The organism is Paenibacillus sp. TAB_01 (genome assembly GCF_043945595.1).
In the GTDB taxonomy this organism is placed as follows: Bacteria; Bacillota; Bacilli; order Paenibacillales; family NBRC-103111; genus Paenibacillus_S.
The window spans coordinates 3,825,937-3,842,629 of sequence record NZ_JBIFNP010000001.1 but is presented as its reverse complement, the minus strand read 5'-3'; the positions used below and the strand labels follow the sequence as shown (position 1 = coordinate 3,842,629).

15 protein-coding genes and 3 pseudogenes are annotated in these 16,693 nt (G+C 53.7%); 12 read left to right on the top strand and 6 right to left on the bottom strand.

Annotated elements, in window-relative coordinates:
- Positions 1-38: 38 nt before the first annotated feature.
- Entirely contained in the window at positions 39-767 is a 729-nt protein-coding gene (locus ACHHV8_RS18535; protein WP_395160421.1) for a phosphonate ABC transporter ATP-binding protein, read from the top strand.
- Positions 768-1,015: 248 nt separating this feature from the next.
- Here the strand turns inward: ACHHV8_RS18535 and ACHHV8_RS18530 are convergent.
- A pseudogene (locus tag ACHHV8_RS18530) lies at positions 1,016-2,009 on the bottom strand (YpdA family putative bacillithiol disulfide reductase).
- Between the two features lie 88 nt (positions 2,010-2,097).
- Complete coding sequence (locus tag ACHHV8_RS18525; protein WP_395163553.1) at positions 2,098-2,634, bottom strand: class I SAM-dependent methyltransferase; 537 nt, start codon at positions 2,632-2,634, stop codon at positions 2,098-2,100.
- A 365-nt stretch (positions 2,635-2,999) separates the two neighbouring features.
- Between ACHHV8_RS18525 and ACHHV8_RS18520 the strand changes: the two genes are divergently transcribed.
- The 9 genes and pseudogenes from ACHHV8_RS18520 (at position 3,000) to ACHHV8_RS18480 (ending at position 12,399) form a co-directional block, all read left to right on the top strand.
- Positions 3,000-3,434, top strand: a complete 435-nt coding sequence (locus ACHHV8_RS18520) for an RbsD/FucU family protein (RefSeq protein ID WP_395160419.1) — start codon at positions 3,000-3,002, stop codon at positions 3,432-3,434.
- 88 nt (positions 3,435-3,522) lie between these two features.
- Positions 3,523-4,332: a phosphodiester glycosidase family protein gene (locus tag ACHHV8_RS18515; protein ID WP_395160417.1), complete on the top strand. Its 810-nt coding sequence runs from the start codon at positions 3,523-3,525 to the stop codon at positions 4,330-4,332.
- A gap of 390 nt (positions 4,333-4,722) precedes the next feature.
- Positions 4,723-5,256, top strand: coding sequence for an NfeD family membrane protein (locus ACHHV8_RS18510; RefSeq protein ID WP_395160415.1), 534 nt, complete (start codon positions 4,723-4,725; stop codon positions 5,254-5,256).
- Positions 5,257-5,278: 22 nt separating this feature from the next.
- A pseudogene (locus ACHHV8_RS18505) lies at positions 5,279-6,819 on the top strand (flotillin family protein).
- Positions 6,820-6,841: 22 nt separating this feature from the next.
- A complete protein-coding gene (locus tag ACHHV8_RS18500; protein ID WP_395160413.1) occupies positions 6,842-7,447 on the top strand; it encodes a DEAD/DEAH box helicase family protein in 606 nt (201 codons plus the stop codon).
- 254 nt (positions 7,448-7,701) lie between these two features.
- Positions 7,702-8,256 (top strand): NUDIX domain-containing protein, encoded by a 555-nt coding sequence (locus ACHHV8_RS18495; RefSeq protein ID WP_395160411.1) that lies wholly within the window; start codon positions 7,702-7,704, stop codon positions 8,254-8,256.
- Between the two features lie 139 nt (positions 8,257-8,395).
- Positions 8,396-9,402 (top strand): annotated as a pseudogene (locus tag ACHHV8_RS18490) (2-oxoacid:acceptor oxidoreductase family protein).
- 134 nt (positions 9,403-9,536) lie between these two features.
- Entirely contained in the window at positions 9,537-11,843 is a 2,307-nt protein-coding gene (locus ACHHV8_RS18485; protein ID WP_395160409.1) for a thiamine pyrophosphate-dependent enzyme, read from the top strand.
- A 241-nt stretch (positions 11,844-12,084) separates the two neighbouring features.
- Complete coding sequence (locus ACHHV8_RS18480) at positions 12,085-12,399, top strand: hypothetical protein (protein WP_395160407.1); 315 nt, start codon at positions 12,085-12,087, stop codon at positions 12,397-12,399.
- On the opposite strand, the gene udk is transcribed toward ACHHV8_RS18480, so the two are convergent.
- The gene (udk, locus tag ACHHV8_RS18475) at positions 12,323-12,979 is read right to left on the bottom strand and encodes a uridine kinase (protein ID WP_395160405.1); all 657 of its coding nucleotides are present in this window, start codon (positions 12,977-12,979) and stop codon (positions 12,323-12,325) included. The two genes, ACHHV8_RS18480 and udk, sit on opposite strands and share 77 nt — an antisense overlap.
- A gap of 165 nt (positions 12,980-13,144) precedes the next feature.
- On the opposite strand from udk, the gene ACHHV8_RS18470 reads away from it, so the two are divergent.
- Together ACHHV8_RS18470 and ACHHV8_RS18465 are read left to right on the top strand one after the other, a co-directional pair.
- Complete coding sequence (locus ACHHV8_RS18470; protein ID WP_395160403.1) at positions 13,145-13,960, top strand: SDR family oxidoreductase; 816 nt, start codon at positions 13,145-13,147, stop codon at positions 13,958-13,960.
- Positions 13,961-14,190: 230 nt separating this feature from the next.
- Positions 14,191-14,583, top strand: coding sequence for a hypothetical protein (locus tag ACHHV8_RS18465; protein ID WP_395160401.1), 393 nt, complete (start codon positions 14,191-14,193; stop codon positions 14,581-14,583).
- A 64-nt stretch (positions 14,584-14,647) separates the two neighbouring features.
- On the opposite strand, the gene ACHHV8_RS18460 is transcribed toward ACHHV8_RS18465, so the two are convergent.
- Genes ACHHV8_RS18460 through ACHHV8_RS18450 form a run of 3 tightly spaced genes read right to left on the bottom strand, consistent with a single transcriptional unit; the run spans position 14,648 to position 16,614 of the window.
- On the bottom strand, positions 14,648-14,938 hold the full coding sequence (locus tag ACHHV8_RS18460) for a GyrI-like domain-containing protein (RefSeq protein WP_395160399.1): 291 nt from the start codon (positions 14,936-14,938) through the stop codon (positions 14,648-14,650).
- Complete coding sequence (locus tag ACHHV8_RS18455; protein WP_395160397.1) at positions 14,910-15,500, bottom strand: MerR family transcriptional regulator; 591 nt, start codon at positions 15,498-15,500, stop codon at positions 14,910-14,912. The genes ACHHV8_RS18460 and ACHHV8_RS18455 overlap by 29 nt, the downstream gene beginning before the upstream one ends.
- Positions 15,501-15,540: 40 nt before the next feature.
- The gene (locus tag ACHHV8_RS18450; protein WP_395160395.1) at positions 15,541-16,614 is read right to left on the bottom strand and encodes a metallophosphoesterase family protein; all 1,074 of its coding nucleotides are present in this window, start codon (positions 16,612-16,614) and stop codon (positions 15,541-15,543) included.
- Positions 16,615-16,693 lie beyond the last annotated feature (79 nt).

The following is a 16,693-nucleotide window of genomic DNA, read 5'->3' as shown; positions in this document are numbered from 1 at the left end:
GCAGCTAAGGATTAAGGTGGGAAAAGGAGCACGAACGGATGATTATTGTACGCAATTTATCGAAGTCATTTCCGCCGGATCATCAAATTTTGTCCAAAGTCAGCTTTCAAGCGGATGAAGGAGAGCTGATCGCGCTGGTGGGCGCGAGCGGGAGCGGCAAGACGACGCTGTTCCGCTGCTTATCATTAAAGGAAAAGTGGGATGAAGGTCAATACATATATGAGGGTAAGGATATCTCTGAAGCCCGCGGGCTGGAGAAGCTGAAGCTGCGCAAGGATTGGGCTTATTTGGAAGAGAAGCCGAACCTGAATCCGCGCAAGTCCGCTTTGAAGAATGTGTTGAGCGGACTGTTTCTGCATAAAGCCTGGTGGCGGATCTTGAGCGGAACGACGTCCAGCGACGATCATATGACCGCCATGGATTATTTGGACAAGGTCGGCTTGCTGGACAAGGCCCATGAACCGGTGGAGAAGCTGAGCGGCGGGGAGAAGCAGCGGGTGGCTATTGCGAAAGCGCTTATACGCGGGGCCAAGGTAATTTATGCGGATGAGCCGGTGTCGGGTTTGGACCCGGAAGCGGCAAGCAAAGTGCTTGACGATCTAAAGGATATTTGCCGCAAGGACAAAGTTATCGTTTTCTGCAGCTTGCATCAAGTGGAGTTTGCCGAAAAATACGGTTCCCGGATTTGGGGACTGTCCGGCGGAAGGCTAGTTGTCGATATCGCCGGCCGCAGGCTGACCCAGCGGGAGAAAGATTTAATTTTTTAATGAATGAACAAAGCGAAGGCCGATGCAGGTTTGCATCGGCCTTTTTTCAATGGGATAAGCACCTCATTGAGTCGTAATCATATGTATGTGGCTTTGGAGATTCTTCGCCCGTCGGCCGCAATTCTGTGTGGGGGAAAGCCGGCAAGCCGCGAACGCGTAGCGCGGCGGTTCACCTCACTGGCTTTCACCTGAAGCTTCGCCGTTCTCTGTCGAACACATGAGGAGCTGTCTGCGTTCCTGATCCAGCATCAGCCCTGCTTACCGATAAGGTTGAGCCGGGAAGCGATATGTCCCGCGATGCGGCCTCCATGGAGCCGGCCGGTTTCGATGAACACCTCGTTCGCATTGCTCCCTGAGGCGGCTACGCCGGCGATATACAACCCTTGAACGGTTGTCTCCATCGTCAGCTCGTCATGGATTGGAGCCTGCTCTTCGTCGAGCTCGGCACCCGCGCCTGTGAGCAGCCCCCGATCCGGGCGAAAGCCGGTGAGCGCCAGCACAAAGTCATTGTCCAGCTGTTTCTCGACGCCTTCCTCAAGAACGGTAACGGTTGTTTCATCGATCCGGGTCACTTGTGAACGGAACAGCATTTGAATCCGCCCCTTGTTCACCATACTTTCGAACAGCGGCCGCACCCAAGGCTTGATGCTTGGGGAGTAATTTTCCCCCCGGTAGACGACAGTTACCTCCGCGCCTGCCCTTAACAGATCCATGGCCGCATCGATGGCGGAGTTGCTTCCGCCGATAATGACCACCTTGGTGCCGGTATAAGGATGCGCTTCCCGGTAATAGTGCGTCACCTTGCTGAGCTGTTCGCCCGGAATGCCGAGCAGGTTCGGATGATCGAAGTAGCCGGTAGCAACGACCACAAACCGCGCGCGGGTCAGCGAGCTTTTACCGAAACGATCGGTAACTTCAAGCTCGAAATGCCCCTTGCCGGTTTGGCTAATCCGGTCTACGGTATGGTAAGACTGTACCCTGACTTCTCTGCGCAAAGCTGCATTGCGGTAGTAATGCAGCGCCTCGATCCGGTAGGGCTTCTCGTTGGGCGTATTGAACGGGATGCCTCCGATTTCCAGCAGCTCGGGCGTGCTGAAAAATTGCATGTATGTAGGATATAAATAAATGGAGTGCGCAACGCAATGCTTTTCGATGATCAACGGATTCAGGCCCTGGTTCTGCAGCTCCAGCGCTGCGGATAATCCGCAAGTGACCCGCCCCGATAATGATTACATCCTCCAAATTTCGACACCTCGCTTGTCCATTTCGGTTTGAGCCATAGGCCCTATACCTTCATAGTAACGTATTGCAAGCGAGGATGCCAGCGGAGCTACTTTTTCCGGCACACATAGACGAAAGCAGGCGGAACGTTAAGCAGCACAAATTGAATCGTTTCGATATCGAAGTAGCTCTTCAGCTGGTTGCGCATCTGCAGCGAATATTGAAAGGCTACGAACAGGCCGCCCGGCTTGAGCGACTTTACGATTTGCTCCATAATGTCGTCGCGGATTTTTTGCGGAAAATTGGCAAAGGGCAGCCCGCTGATGACACAGTCCAGCCCGTCCAATCCCTGCTCCTGCATTTTCGAGTATAAGCTGCATGCGTCGGAGTGGACGCTAAAGTCCTTGTGGCGCTGCTTCAGAGGGTGCCGCAGATGCGGGTCGCGTTCGAAGATCAGAACCTGAGTCCCCGGCTGCACCGCTTGTTCGATCGCCCGGGTGACGACTCCTGTACCTGCGCCCAGCTCGGCGACGGATTGGACTTCATTCCACGGAATGGAGTCGATCATTTTACCTGTAAGAAATCTTGAGCTGGGAGTAACGCTGCCAATGGTCTTTGGCGTTCGAATGAATTTGTATAGAAACATCACTTTCTCTATTGCAGCAGACGAAGGCTGTAAATTCAATTTGTTTCCTCCTCACTCAACTTGGTTCTATCATACATGAAAATACGGTAGACAACCTGATAATTTCCTTAAGAATTTCTTAAAGTTGCTCTCCTAAATAATTAGACGGTTAATTATTTACTTACCCTTCATTCTATACTTTTTAATTATAAATAAACTACTCAGACTAGTATGCTATCCGAAATACCCATTTTATTCTTCAAAACTCAGGAATTTGCAGAGAACAGGTCATACCTCCAATACAATTCCGTATGGAAATCAATGGTTGACAGTACAGAAGCAGGCATATAGGATAGCCTTGAACGAAACCTGAGAGGATGTTGCTGATGTTAAAAGGAATTCCTTCACTGCTGTCCCCGGAGCTGTTGAAAGTGCTGATGGAAATGGGACATGGGGACGAGCTGGTGCTCGCGGACGGCAATTTTCCTGCGGCGAGTCATGCCGGGAGGCTGATCCGCTGCGACGGTCATCCGATCCCCGGGCTGCTGGATGCGATTCTAACTTTTTTTCCGCTGGATACGTACACACAATTTCCGCTGGCGGTGATGCAGGTCGTTCCCGGAGATCCGGTCGTGCCGGTCATTTGGGATGAATACAAAGCGCTGGTCCGCAAGCATGAGCCCCATAACGAGAAGTTCGAGCAGGTGGAGCGGTTTGCTTTTTACGAACGGGCTAAGAAAGCCTATGCTATCGTGAGCACGTCAGAGAAAGCGCTTTACGCCAATCTTATTCTTAAAAAAGGTGTTGTCACAGGGTCCTAGCATGTTTTGGCGAGCGCATTCATAGAGTAGATTCATAGACAGCTTAAGCCGTCTATGAATCTGTTTGGAAAAAGGGGATGCACGCTGTATGTACGGACGCATATTTCTTACGTTTAAGGGATGGGCGGCGGCGCTTCCGCTTTCGCTGATGGCCGCTGCGTTTTTGTTGGGAAATCTGATCGCTGTTTTGTTTTCCGCGGCCCAGCCTGCGTCTTTGTTTCACCAGCCCCATAACTATGCCTATCAGGAAGCGGCGGCCGGCAATGGCGTCAAGCTGTACTCCATGCTGACGCTGCCGCAAAATATCGAGCTGAAACCGATTGCAAGCAATGTGACGCGTACGGACACCTTCGGCATTAACGGCGGTTTTTTCTGGCACGGAGACCTGCTGAGCGTTGCGGTCGTCAATGATCAGCCGATCAAAGGACAGCCGGGCGACTATGGCTCCGGATGGTTCAACATCGATGTGCCGAAAGGAACGCTGGTTTGGGATGAAATTTCCAGAACCTTTTCCGTTCAGGTGGTGCTGGATGCCGGCGCGCTTCAAGTCACCGACCGAAAGCACTATTGGGCGCAGGGAGGCATCAGCATGTCGCTTGCGGACGATTCCCGCTGGCTGGAGCAGGCCGAGAAGGAGCAGCTTCCGTTCTACGATCAAGCCCGGCTTCGCTCAGGAGTGGTCTATGACGACAAACAGCGGCTGTGGCTTATCGTAACGGACAAGCCTTCCACGGCAGAGCAGTTCCGGATCGCGGTGAAGCAGGTTTTCGGCCGTAAAGGTATTGTAGATGGCATTTTTCTCGATGGGGACGGCTCCAGCCAGATGCTATGTTCACAGGTTGCGCTGCGCGGAGATTCCAGAGAAGTCTATCAAATGCTTGCTTTGAAAAACAAATAAGGCGGGAACGAAACGAGATTTTCTTCATTATTAAAAGACAGTACCCCATTATGACAGGTTTGAAACAGGCGGCCTAGGGTTTTAGCGATTTGTGGACAACAGGGTTAAGGATATGAAGGCAGGCGTCTGCAGCGGCTGCTAGCCGGCTTCTGATGCAATCGACTAACACCTCCTGGAATAACCGTAAACACGAGGCTATTTTCTGGCGTAAGAAGCGCTTCCCAATGATAAGCCGGGCTCCTCTTTTGAACAGGAGGGGCTCGGTTTTTTGGCATGCCGGCAGGGTGAGGGAAATCCTCAAGAACGAAAAAAAAGGAAACAATTGCAACTAATGTAAGGTTTTAAGCGTATAACTTTATGAGGTCCTGAGGCATGGGGGAGGGATGCTGTATGCTCGATTTATACTGGGGACTGCTTATTACGGGGATTTTGTTTGCCGTGATAACCGTTATTTTCGGCGATCTGCTGAGTAATGCTTTGGACGGCTTGTTCGACTTTATGTCAGGAGAGCACCTGCATATGCTCCAGCCGACGGTGCTGTTCAGCGGCATTACCGTATGGGGCGGAGCCGGAATCGTTATGTCCCGGTATACGGAATGGGACGTCCGTTGGGTTGCGGCAGCTTCGATCATTTGTGCGGTGCTGATCTCGCTGCTTGTTTACTTTCTTTATGTCAAACCGATGGAACAAAGCGAGAATTCCGTTGCCTTCTCCATGCAGGATTTGGTCGGCACCATAGCGGAAGTCATCGTGCCTATCCCGGCAGGAGGCTACGGCGAGGTGTTAGTCCGCATGGGGGCGGGCCATACGAATCAAATCGCGGCAAGCTTTGAGGGTTCGGCGATTCAGGCGGGGGTCAGAGTGGTCACGGTTGAAGTCAAGGAAGGAACCTTATACGTAGCCCTCCTGGATCAGGAAGAATAACAGACTAAAGGAGAGATGCCTGATGCCTGAGCAGTACATTATTCCAGCTATTGTTTTAGGGGTGATTGTCGTTTTGGGTTTGGCCTTCTGGGCCAGATACAAAACGGTAAGCCCGGATGAGGCGATGATCGTGACGGGATCGTTTCTTGGAACCCGCAACGTCATGACCGACGACTCGGGGAGGAAGATCAAGATCGTCCGCGGCGGCGGCGCGTTCATCCTGCCGATTTTTCAGCAGTCGCAGTTCTTGTCGCTGCTGTCCCATAAGCTGGACGTTTCGACGCCGGAGGTGTATACGGAGCAAGGCGTTCCGGTTATGGCCGACGGCGTGGCGATCATTAAAATCGGCGGCTCCGTAGAGGATGTCGCTACCGCGGCCGAGCAATTCATGGGCAAGCCGACGGAAGCGTTAAAGGGCGAGGCGCAGGAAGTGCTGGAAGGCCATCTGCGGGCGATCCTCGGCTCGATGACCGTGGAGGAAGTATACCGCAACCGGGATAAATTCGCGCAAGAGGTGCAGGGGGTTGCGGCGAAGGATTTGAAGAAAATGGGACTGCAGATCGTATCGTTCACGATCAAGGATCTGCGTGACAAGCACGGTTACCTCGATGCGCTCGGTAAACCGAGAATTGCCGCGGTCAAGCGGGACGCGGAAATCGCGGAGGCAGAAGCCGTCCGGGACGCGAGAATTCAGAAGGCGAAGGCGGAGGAGGAAGGCCAGAAGGCCGAGCTGCTCCGCGATACGAACATCGCCGAGGCGCATAAGGCGAAGGAGCTGAAGACCGCAGCCTTTAAGCGGGAGCAGGATACCGCGAAGGCGGAAGCGGACCAGGCTTACAACATTCATGAAGCGAAGGCGAAGCAGACGGTGGTCGAGGAGCAGATGAAGGTCGAGCTCGTCCGTAAGGAGCGGGAGATCGACCTGGAGGCGAAGGAGATTCTTCGCCGCGAGAAGCAGTACGACGCCGAGGTGAAGAAGAAGGCGGACGCCGACCGCTATGCCGTCGAGCAGGCGGCCGAAGCGGATAAAGCCAAGCGTCTGCGCGAAGCGGACGCGCTGCAGTACCGCATCGAGGCGGAGGCGAAGGCGATGGCCGAGCAGAAGCGCCTCGAAGGTCTGGCTGTGGCGGATGCCGAGCGCGCCAAAGGACCGCGGAAGCCGAGGTGATCCGGCTGCGCGGTTTGGCCGAAGCGGAAGCCAAGCAGAAGCTGGCCGAGGCGTTCGAGAAGTTCGGCGAGGCGGCGGTGCTCGACATCATCGTGAAGATGCTGCCGGAGCTGGCAGGCAAGGTGGCGGAGCCGATCAAAGGCATCGACAAGCTGACCGTTGTCGACACCGGCCACGGCGAAGGAGCCGCCCGCGTGAGCAACTACGTGACGTCGCTGATGGCGACGGCGCCGGAGATGCTCAAGAGCGTGAGCGGCATCGACCTGGGGCAGCTGGTCAAAGGGCTGACCGGCAAAGGAGCTCCCGCAGGCGGGGCGCCGGCCGCAGCCGCGGGTTCCCCTATCCCGCCGGCAAGCGAAAGCAGGATGCCGCCGCGGCAGGGCGAGGGAGCGTAACGACAGGGGAGGCTGTACAGGGATGGCTACCGTATGTGTAAGCTGCGGAGAATATGTGGAAACGGCGGTTGACCGTGAGAAGAGCCTGCGCAAGTGTCCCACTTGTCATCATGAAGAGGCAATCCGGATGCTCCCGTTATTCATCGTCACCGGCGCGAGCGGCGTCGGGAAGACCACAACGGTGAAGCATCTGCGTCCGTTGCTCGAAAACTGCGATGTCTTCGATACGGACGAAATGAAAGCTGAGAGCTGGGAGCAGGCCAGGTCCAACTGGCTCAAGGTCGCATTTCAAATTGCGCAGAGCGGCCGGTGCACGGTGCTGTGCGGAACGATGATGCCTTGGGACGTGGAGGCTTGCGACCATTACCGCTTTTTCCGGCACGTGTATTACTTGAATCTGCACTGCGGCGATGACGCCCGAGCGGAACGTCTTCGTTCCCGCCCCTCCTGGCGGAATACGAGCGAGGCGTTCATCGAGGAGCACCGCAGCTTTGCAGGGTGGCTGCTGGATCATGCCGCAACCGACTTTGACCCGCCGATGCCTGTTGTCGACAGTACGGCTCGACCGGTGGAGGAAACGGCCGGACAGATCCGGGACTGGGTCAACCGTTGGCGTGCCTTGCACTAAATGCTTGCCCGGACTTTCGTCTGAAACAGGATGAGGTCCGGGTTTTTCTTTGCATTCTTCAAGTTTTTTGCGAAAAAAGACTGGCAGGATCATTTTAAACGAGCTATCATTACTGGTAGCTGCCCTCACAAGATCAGCGGCAACGGGGAAACGCCAAGCGGCAGCCGCCAGTAAAACAGCCTGGAAGGGCCATATACAGTAAAGGATGGTTGATCTCTATGTCAGTGAACTTTTGTATATCATGCGGTCATCCGATGGAGACTCGGACCATTGACGGCGTCGAGAGACGGGCATGTACGAGCTGCAGCTCGGTGCATTGGGGAAACTATAGTGTCGGTGTAGGCGCTTTAGTCATGCGGGATGAGAAAATTTTGCTCGTCCGCCGCGCGCAGGAGCCGGGTAAGGGCAACTGGACGAATCCTGGGGGTTATATTGAGCAGATGGAGCCGATCGAGCAGACCGTCATCCGGGAGGTACTCGAGGAAACGGGCGTACATACGCGGGTGAAGAGCATTGTTGCGCTTCGCGACCAGCCGCGGAACATTCATAACATCTACATCGCTTTCGAGATGGAGTATGTGGACGGGGAGCCGAAGCCGGACGAGGTCGAAGTGAACCAGGCAGGCTTTTTTTCGCTGGAAGAAATGAAGTCGATGCAGGTAGCTTCGTTCACGCAGTGGCTGATCGACGTGGCGCTCCACGGGAAAAGCGCAGGGCTGGAGCTGCAGACCGCGAGCCGATTGTGCCTTCTAACGGCAACGGATTCTTTCGTGTATAGGTGCAGCGTCGACATCATTCGGTACGGTTGACCCGTGCCGCAGATAATTGTAAACACTTACATAAAAAAATTTTCAAAATAAAGGAATTTGTCGATCAATTCAGAATATAAATAGTATTTGAATAAGTCTAACATCCTAGCTGCAGTTTATTCTCGAAAGGAGTCATGCAATGGTTACGCTGCCGAAAACGAATGAGCTTGGTTTTTTTGAGATTCGACTGGAGTCTATTGGCGGTCTGGGCGCCAACCTCGCGGGAAAGATGTTGGCGGAAGCCGGGGTTGTAGGGGCAGGCCTGAACGGGGTCAGCTTCTCATCTTACGGCTCGGAGAAAAAGGCTCCGCCGTTAAAGCACATATCCGGTTCTGCGATACGGAAACCAACATCAGGGATACATCCCCGGTGGAGCGTCCGCATGTCGTCGGGATCTTCCATGAAGCGTTGTCCAAAACGGTAAACGTCGTCAGCGGCATTTACGAAGACAGCCTGGTGCTTGTTAACTCGACCAAATCGCCTGAAGAATTGAAGGAAAAGTTCAAAATGATGGGCGGCACGATCGCCGTCATCGACGCTATCGGTATTTCCCTGGAGGAGAAAAACCGGGTTAACATGGCCATGCTGGGCGCCTTGTTCCGGCTCTGCCCGTTCTTGAATCCGGACACCATGAAGAATGTCATCCGCAAGTCGCTCGAGAAAAAATATCCGCAAGCCGTGCAGCCGGCATTGAACACATTTGAAAGGGGTTACAACGAGGTTAAATTTCAATCCTTCGAGCTTCCGGAAGGGCAGGAAATGCCGTCCTTCGTCCGTCAGGATACGCCGGTGCTCGGCTTTGCCACGCAGCCGATCGGCGGGCTGGTCGTTAACCCGGGGAACAGCATATTGAAGGATCTCAGCATATCCCGCGCAGGCATGATGCCGCATTTTGAGGATGACAAGTGCATCCACTGTGCTGCCTGTGATACGGTCTGTCCGGATTTCTGCTTCGTTTGGGATGAGCAGGCGGATAAGAGGGGCAGGCCGCAGATGTTTCTGCAGGGGATTGATTATCAATATTGCAAAGGGTGTCTCAAGTGTGTACAGGCTTGCCCGACGGAAGCGCTATCAAGCGCAAGGGAAGCCGAAGGCTATGCCGATGAGCACCGGGTGCCGCATCGCTTTGACCTGGCTGTCAATTAATCGCTAAAAAGCAGGCAGGCGGTTTGCGAATCAGCCGTCCGGCGCTGTTTTGTTGCTGACTATTAAGAAACATCATCCTTGTTGAACCCGCGCTTAAATATCAAACTTAAGTGAACCGAAAGGTGGTATTTCAGTTGGCGATTGAGATAAACAAAGAGATATCCCAAGGTACGGTGGAGCAGCGTATCGTATATGAATCGGGCAACGAAATGGCTGCGTATGCGGCGCACCAGATCAATTATCATATCATGGGCTATTTCCCGATTTCCCCCTCGACGGAGGTTGCGCAATTTCTGGACTTGATGAAAGCGAACGGCCAGCATGACATCAAGCTGATTCCGGCGGACGGCGAGCACGGCTCGGCAGGCGTGTGCTACGGCGCATCGACCGCGGGCGGACGGGTGTTTAATGCGACGAGCGCGAACGGTTATTTGTATATGCTTGAGCAGATGCCCGTACAATCAGGTACCCGTTTTCCTATGGTCATGAATCTGGTCTGCCGTTCGGTTTCCGGGCCGCTCGATATTCACGGCGATCATTCCGACCTGTACTATGCGTTGAATACCGGATGGCCGATCCTGATGTGCCGCGATCCGCAGGCGGTTTACGATATGAACATTATGGCATTGAAGCTGGCCGAGGATGCAGCGGTCCGCCTGCCGGTGCTGGTGGCTTCCGACGGCTACTTTACTTCTCACCAGAAGCGCCGCGTGCAAACGTTCGCCAATCGTGAGGATGTATATGCGTTCGTCGGCGAGAAGCCTCCGACCGGCTTTGCCGATACCCTTGACCGGAATCGTCCGATTACGGTAGGGCCTTACATGAATGAGCCCGATTATATCAACAACTGCTATCAGCAGTCTATGGCCATGTATAACTCCGAGGAGGTTTACGACCGGATCCGTCAGGAATATGCGGTCTTGACCGGACGGGATTATCCGATTCTCGACTTGTACCGGATGGAGGATGCGGAGGTTGCGGTATTCCTGATGAATTCCGCATCGGAGATCATCAAGGACGTGGTCGATCAGCTTCGCGCCCAAGGCATCAAGGCGGGCTCGATCGCGCCGAATATGATCCGTCCGTTCCCGCAAAAGGCGATTGCGGAAGCGTTGAAAAACGTGAAGGCCGTTACCGTCGGCGACCGCGCCGATTCGTACGGCGGACACGGAGGCAACATGGTCAATGAAATCAAGGCCGCGCTCTTTACGCATGGCAACAGCAGCACCATGGTCATCAGCCGGATTTACGGTTTGGGCGGCAAAGACTTTTATGCCGAGGACGGCCATAACCTGTTCCGCTTCGCCATTGAAGCAGTGGAGAAAGGGAAGGTCGAAGTACCGTTCGATTACTACGGCCACACCCCGGGCGATCCGGCGAAGGCGCCTAAACGCGTGCTGAATCCGATGAAATACGAGGATCTGAAAACGGGTCTGATCACCGTTACGCCTGACGAGGCGTCCGGCAAGCTGAACGTTCGTATCCCGCCCCTGCGGTCCTTAACGAAAAAGCCGAAGCGGATCGCGCCGGGTCATGGCGCATGCCCGGGCTGCGGCATTTTCTCCGGGCTGGAGCTGTTCTTCAAAGGCATCGAGGGCGATATCGTCGCCTTGTTCCATACCGGCTGCGCGATGGTGGTCACGACGGGTTATCCTTATTCGGCGCATAAAGCGACGTATATTCATAACCTGTTCCAGAACGGCGCGGCGACGCTGTCGGGCGTGGTTGAGATGTTCTGGGAGCGCAAGCGCAGAGGCGAGCTGGATGAGTATAACCTGAAGGACGATTTCACGTTCGTCATGATTACCGGCGACGGCGGAATGGACATCGGCATGGGGCCTGCCATCGGAGCCGCGCTGCGTAACCATAAAATGATTATCCTCGAATATGATAATGAAGGTTACATGAATACCGGCGCCCAGTTGTCCTATTCGACCCCGATGGGTCACAGGACTTCGACGTCCAACGTCGGCTCCAAGCAGGGAGGGAAAGTGTTCCATCATAAGGATACCGCGCAAATTATGGCGGCAACCCATATTCCTTATGTATTTACCGGCTCTGAAGCGTTCCCGCAGGATTTGGTTCGCAAGGCGGCCAAAGCCCAATGGTATGCGCAGAACGAGGGTCTGGTCTACGGGAAGATTCTTATCGCCTGCCCGCTGAACTGGCTGTCGGAGGACGCGGAAGGGTCTAATATCGTCGGCGCGGCGGTCGATTCCTGCTTCTTCCCGCTGTATGAAGTGGAGCATGGCGTCACGAACATTACGTACAATCCGGAAGACAAGAGCAAGAAGGTGCCGCTCTCCGATTGGCTGAAAACGATGGGCAAGACGAAGCACTTGACCCGTCCGGAGTACGAGGAATCGTACAAAATGTTCGAGGGCGAGGTCGAGCGCCGCTGGAACATGCTGAAGGCGAAGCACGAAAGCCCTTATCTCTAATTATAAAAAAAGGCAGCCGCTTTTAGGAGGCTGCTGAAAAACTAGCGGAGAGTACGGAACCATGCTGTAGAAGCGAAAGCGTTCGCCTTTGTTCTTGGATTTCAACCGCTGCAAGCGGAAGATAATCAAAGAAATCCAGGGACAACAGCAATCGTAAGAATGGGTCGTACTCGCAGCGAAGAATTTTTCAGCGGCCTCGCTTTACAGCGGTGCCTTTTTTTCTTAACGAAAGGAGAAGCCTATGCCTTTTATATTGAAGCATAAAGCGACCGGCCGGATTTGGACCTGTATGCTCGTAAATCTTTATCAGCTTCCTTACTACGGCACCAAGTTCTGGGAGACGCAGGAAGAGGCGGAGCAGCAGTACGAGAGCTTCCTGACGGCGCAGTATGAAGAGGCGCCGGAGGACTGGAGCCTGATGGAGCTGAGCGAGAATCAGCTGAAGCTGTGCAACGTCAAGCTGAAAAACGATGCGAGGCTTAGTCTCCGATGGTACGATGAGAAACAGACGGCACTAGCTGAGATTGCAGCAGGTATTTCTCCGTCAGAATCGTGAGCAGCTGGATGCCGACTTCATTATGTCCGCCCTCGGGGATGATGATGTCGGCATATTTTTTGGAAGGCTCAATAAAGGCTTCATGCATCGGCTTTACCGTAGTTAAATATTGGTCGTACACCGATTGGATCGACCGTCCCCGTTCCTGAATATCTCTCAGCACCCGCCGAAGGATACGCACGTCAGGATCGGTGTCCACGAACACTTTAATATCCAGAATGCCGCGTACCGACTCATCGGATAAGACATGCAGCCCTTCAAGAATAATAATCGGATTGGGCTGCAGCTCGATGGTCCGATCGGCACGGGAGTGATTGGCAAAGTCATACGTAGGAGACTGCACCGTACTCTCCGTTTCTTTCAGCTGCTTCAGGTGCTGCAGCAGCAGCTCGTTGTCAAAAGCCAAGGGATGGTCATAGTTGATCGCTTCCCGCTGCTTAAAATCCAAATGAGCGTGATCGCGGTAGTAGTTGTCTTGGGAAATAAAAGTGACCTGGCTGCTGCCAAGCTGGTCGATAACGGATCGGGCTACGGTCGTTTTGCCCGAGCCCGTGCCTCCTGCAATACCGATAATAAGCATATAAATCTGGAACCCCCTGCACAGTGCATCGATTATGAACTCAATTCCCGTATTGTAGCACAAACTGGCGCTGAAAACGAGAACCTCATAATTGCTTTGGCATATTGGCACAATAACCTTGGACTTAAAAGAGGTAACCCAATGTCAATAGAGTGAGGTGCGGCAATGAGCGTACAAGTAATGAGTAAACCGAAAGCAGCGTATCCGGAATTGAAGAACAAGGTAGCGGTTGTGACGGGAGCGGGCTCCGGTATCGGTAAAGCGGCAGCGGTTGCCTTGGCGGAGCAAGGGGTCAAAGTGGCACTGCTCGATTTGCAGGACGAGCGTACCGAGAAGGCCAAGAAAGAAATCGAAGCGCTGCAGAGCGAAGTCATGACTGTCGATGTCGACGTGTCGGACACGCAGCGCGTCGAGCAGGCGATGAAGGAAGTAGCCGGGCGCTGGGGCAAGATAGATATCGTATTCGCCAATGCGGGAATTAACGGGGTGCTGGCGCCGATCGAGGATATGAATCCCGAAGAATGGGATCATACTCTGTCAACCAATCTGAAGGGAACTTTCCTGACCGTTAAATATGCGATTCCGCATATGAAGCAGGAGGGCGGAAGCATTGTCGTAACCAGCTCCATTAACGGAAGCCGGGTCTTCTCCAACTTCGGCATGTCCGCATACAGCACGTCCAAGGCGGGACAAGTGGCTTTTGCCAAAATGGCGGCGCTGGAGCTCGCGCGGTATAAAATACGTGTGAACGTCATTTGCCCCGGTTCGATCCAGACGCACATCAATGAAAGCACGCATAAAACGCCTGAGCTGAAGAAAATCGAAATCCCTGTCAAATATCCGGAGGGGAGCCAGCCGTTGGAGCATGGTCCGGGCCAGCCGGAGCAGGTGGGCAGCTTGATCGCATTCCTCGCATCCGATGCATCCAGCCACATCTCAGGCACAGAGCTGTTTATCGATGGAGCGGAATCGCTGCTCTAAGCAAAAGCGAGGGCCAGCTATTTGTGCGGGCTCGGCTATTACCTACTTGGGAATCGTTTGGCGCGGAGCCGGGCGGTTCCTATTTATTATGTATGCTCCTAAGTGCAGCTGAAGGATAGGGCCGCTTTCCAGAGTAGTAAAGGTTTGTTCCATGCTCATTTTGTGTTATGCTGGATGGACACGCTTGTTACACTCCCATCCCGCAGCCCTAGAGCAGAAGGAGGCCATCGATGAATTATAATTTTATTAAAATCAAGTCGCTGGACGGGGAACTCAAAATTTCGCACAAAAAAAGTGATTTCGGCATTACCGTTTCCACGAAGGAATTGGTATACCAGAAGCCTCATGTCAACTATCATATTCCGCTCGATCAAATTACCAGCATCATGCCCTATGAAAGCTCAGGCGGCAAAGTCATTGCATTTCATAATAAACGCGCCGCAGGCGATGAAATTATTAATATGTCCTCAGGCATGGCCCACTATCGTGTGCATGTGCAAAGCGCCACTTTGCACAACCGGAGCGGAATTTTTGCGATGGGAGCCGCTCAGTTTATACTCCCGATCCATCATGACTTGCTGATGGCCATATCCAAATACGGAGGGTTGAGTGCCGTCATCTGACGACACTCAACCCTCTATATGTTGGAACCCTTATTTCATAGAAGCTTAAAGCTGCAAGCTGAAGCTAGGAGCAAACGGCTTCCTTGGTGACAGGAATTTGAATTTCGGTAATATGCGTATCCGGATTGGAATTGGTCAAATACCCTTCGATATGCACCTCGCGCACCGGACCTGCAATTCCGTAGCCGTTCAGTTCCATCCACTGCTGAAGCGCCGCATACGTTTCGGTCAGGCGGTCGCTGCTCCCCTCATGAATCAGGCAGGCCATCTCGCGGACAGGCTCCAGGCGATGCCGGCGCACAAGACCGGCTTCGGCCAGTCCCTCGTTAACGGTGCACCGCCACCTCCATTTCAACTCCATCCTCCTGATTCGCATCAGCGCCGTAATAAATAGCTATCGGCGATTGGATGTGAATGTGCTGTTCATTCAGATAACTCACCAGCTCTTCCCACAACGGCTGCTGCTCTGCATAGTCCTGCAGCGTCGTTCGGATTCCCGCTACCTCTACGGCATTCACTTCCTTTAATACGACTTGTTTAAATGAGTCTTGGGCATGGTTCATCTTGATACTCCTCTCCTTCGATTCCGATGCTGCAAGCCAGGCTTCGATCCGTCCAAGCGCGGCTTGTTTTGTCCGCAAATCCCGTGCGATTTCGTCAGCTTTGCGCCTCACCATAGCTTCCGCTTCCTCTGCGGACAGCCGGCCGTCCACCAGCGCGGCAATGTCCGACAGCGGGAACTCCATGTCCTTTAAAGCCATAATCCGATGCAAACGGGGCAGCTGCTTGGCCGAATAATAGCGGTATCCCGTTAACGAATCCGTCCGGATAGGCTTTAGCAGGCCGATCTCGTCGTAATATCTCAGCGTCTTGACCGAGACATGATTCAGCCGGGCGAAGTCGCCGATTTTGAACATGGGCTGCGCTCCTTTCGTATGTGACTTGGGGGGAACGGTTTTATCCTAATGCCTCCGGCAAGGGGAGAGTCAAGATTGTTTTTAATTTATTTTTGGTCTCCGGTGCAGCGGCCGGGATGGTGAATTGCGCTTCGGGCACCCAGCGCTTCTGGGCGAAATCTCTGCCGCGGACAACGACCTTGTCATTGTATACGTCAACAAGCAGACCTTCGCTTGCCTTGGCGTCCGCTTCTTTGCCCGTACCGGTGTCATCGGCTGTCCACGGCTGCTCTACCGAGGAGGTGTTGATCATGGTGAAGGCGCCCTTGGCTAAAGTGTTCTTGGAATTCAGCTCCCAATGGGTATGCCCGGTAAACAGGATGACCTGCGGATAAGCGGACAGGATGCTCTGCAGCTCCTGATGCTGGACGATGGCGCGGTTATTAATAAAGTTGGAGGTCCCTGCGACCGTGTCGGGCAGCGGCTGATGCAGGAAGATGAAGATAGGCTGTCCTTCTTGCGCGTCTTTGTTGAGCGTCTGCTTCAGCCAGTCCAGCTGCGCTTCAGATAAATAGGCATCCTCTTTGTTGTCCGGATTGGACTGCCTGTACTGCTCCGAGCCGAGAAAAATAAAATGATAGCCGCTGAGCGTCTTCTCATAATAAATGCTGGATTCGCCGTTGAATTGCAAAAAGCGCGAGATCGAGGCGTCCTCGGTTTCCCCGTTCGGGAAGCCGTCCGGATTCCAGCGCCCGCTGGCGTCGTACCAGGCTTTATAAAATTCATGGTTGCCGATCGTGGACCAGACGTTCGCCGGATGCGGATATGTATTCAAAATGGTTTTGAGCCGGGCATAATCCCCGTTCCTGCCGTTCGTCAGATCGCCGTTGATGATAAGGGCGCCCGCATCGGGGCTGATCTCGTGAAGATCCTGCAGCGCGGCAGCCAGCTTGGTTTGGGAAGCTTTGTTATCGGACTGGACATGAATGTCGCTGACAACGGGAAAGGACAATCGAAGCTCCTCCTTGGGCTGCGCGTATACGGGCGTTGGAGCCGGCTCGTTCATTGCGGAAGGTGCGGATGTATTGGAAAGAAAGCTGAGTAAAAGTGCCAGGGTAATGCTCCAGGTATTCATAGGAAGGTACCTCCTGAGTGTGATGTTAACTGTATTTAGGGAATCTTTTTAGATTAATGGAGCTTTGTTACAGAGAAGT

Coding starts and splice junctions, on each gene's coding strand:
- ACHHV8_RS18515 (WP_395160417.1), top strand. CDS start 3,523: ATGTACGGACGCATATTTCTTACGTTTAAGGGATGGGCGGCGGCGCTT.
- ACHHV8_RS18500 (WP_395160413.1), top strand. CDS start 6,842: ATGGCTACCGTATGTGTAAGCTGCGGAGAATATGTGGAAACGGCGGTT.
- udk (WP_395160405.1), bottom strand. CDS start 12,979: ATGCTTATTATCGGTATTGCAGGAGGCACGGGCTCGGGCAAAACGACC.
- ACHHV8_RS18480 (WP_395160407.1), top strand. CDS start 12,085: ATGCCTTTTATATTGAAGCATAAAGCGACCGGCCGGATTTGGACCTGT.
- ACHHV8_RS18495 (WP_395160411.1), top strand. CDS start 7,702: ATGGAGACTCGGACCATTGACGGCGTCGAGAGACGGGCATGTACGAGC.
- ACHHV8_RS18455 (WP_395160397.1), bottom strand. CDS start 15,500: ATGTTCAAAATCGGCGACTTCGCCCGGCTGAATCATGTCTCGGTCAAG.
- ACHHV8_RS18510 (WP_395160415.1), top strand. CDS start 4,723: ATGCTCGATTTATACTGGGGACTGCTTATTACGGGGATTTTGTTTGCC.
- ACHHV8_RS18520 (WP_395160419.1), top strand. CDS start 3,000: ATGTTAAAAGGAATTCCTTCACTGCTGTCCCCGGAGCTGTTGAAAGTG.
- ACHHV8_RS18450 (WP_395160395.1), bottom strand. CDS start 16,614: ATGAATACCTGGAGCATTACCCTGGCACTTTTACTCAGCTTTCTTTCC.
- ACHHV8_RS18465 (WP_395160401.1), top strand. CDS start 14,191: ATGAATTATAATTTTATTAAAATCAAGTCGCTGGACGGGGAACTCAAA.
- ACHHV8_RS18535 (WP_395160421.1), top strand. CDS start 39: ATGATTATTGTACGCAATTTATCGAAGTCATTTCCGCCGGATCATCAA.
- ACHHV8_RS18470 (WP_395160403.1), top strand. CDS start 13,145: ATGAGCGTACAAGTAATGAGTAAACCGAAAGCAGCGTATCCGGAATTG.
- ACHHV8_RS18525 (WP_395163553.1), bottom strand. CDS start 2,634: ATGTTTCTATACAAATTCATTCGAACGCCAAAGACCATTGGCAGCGTT.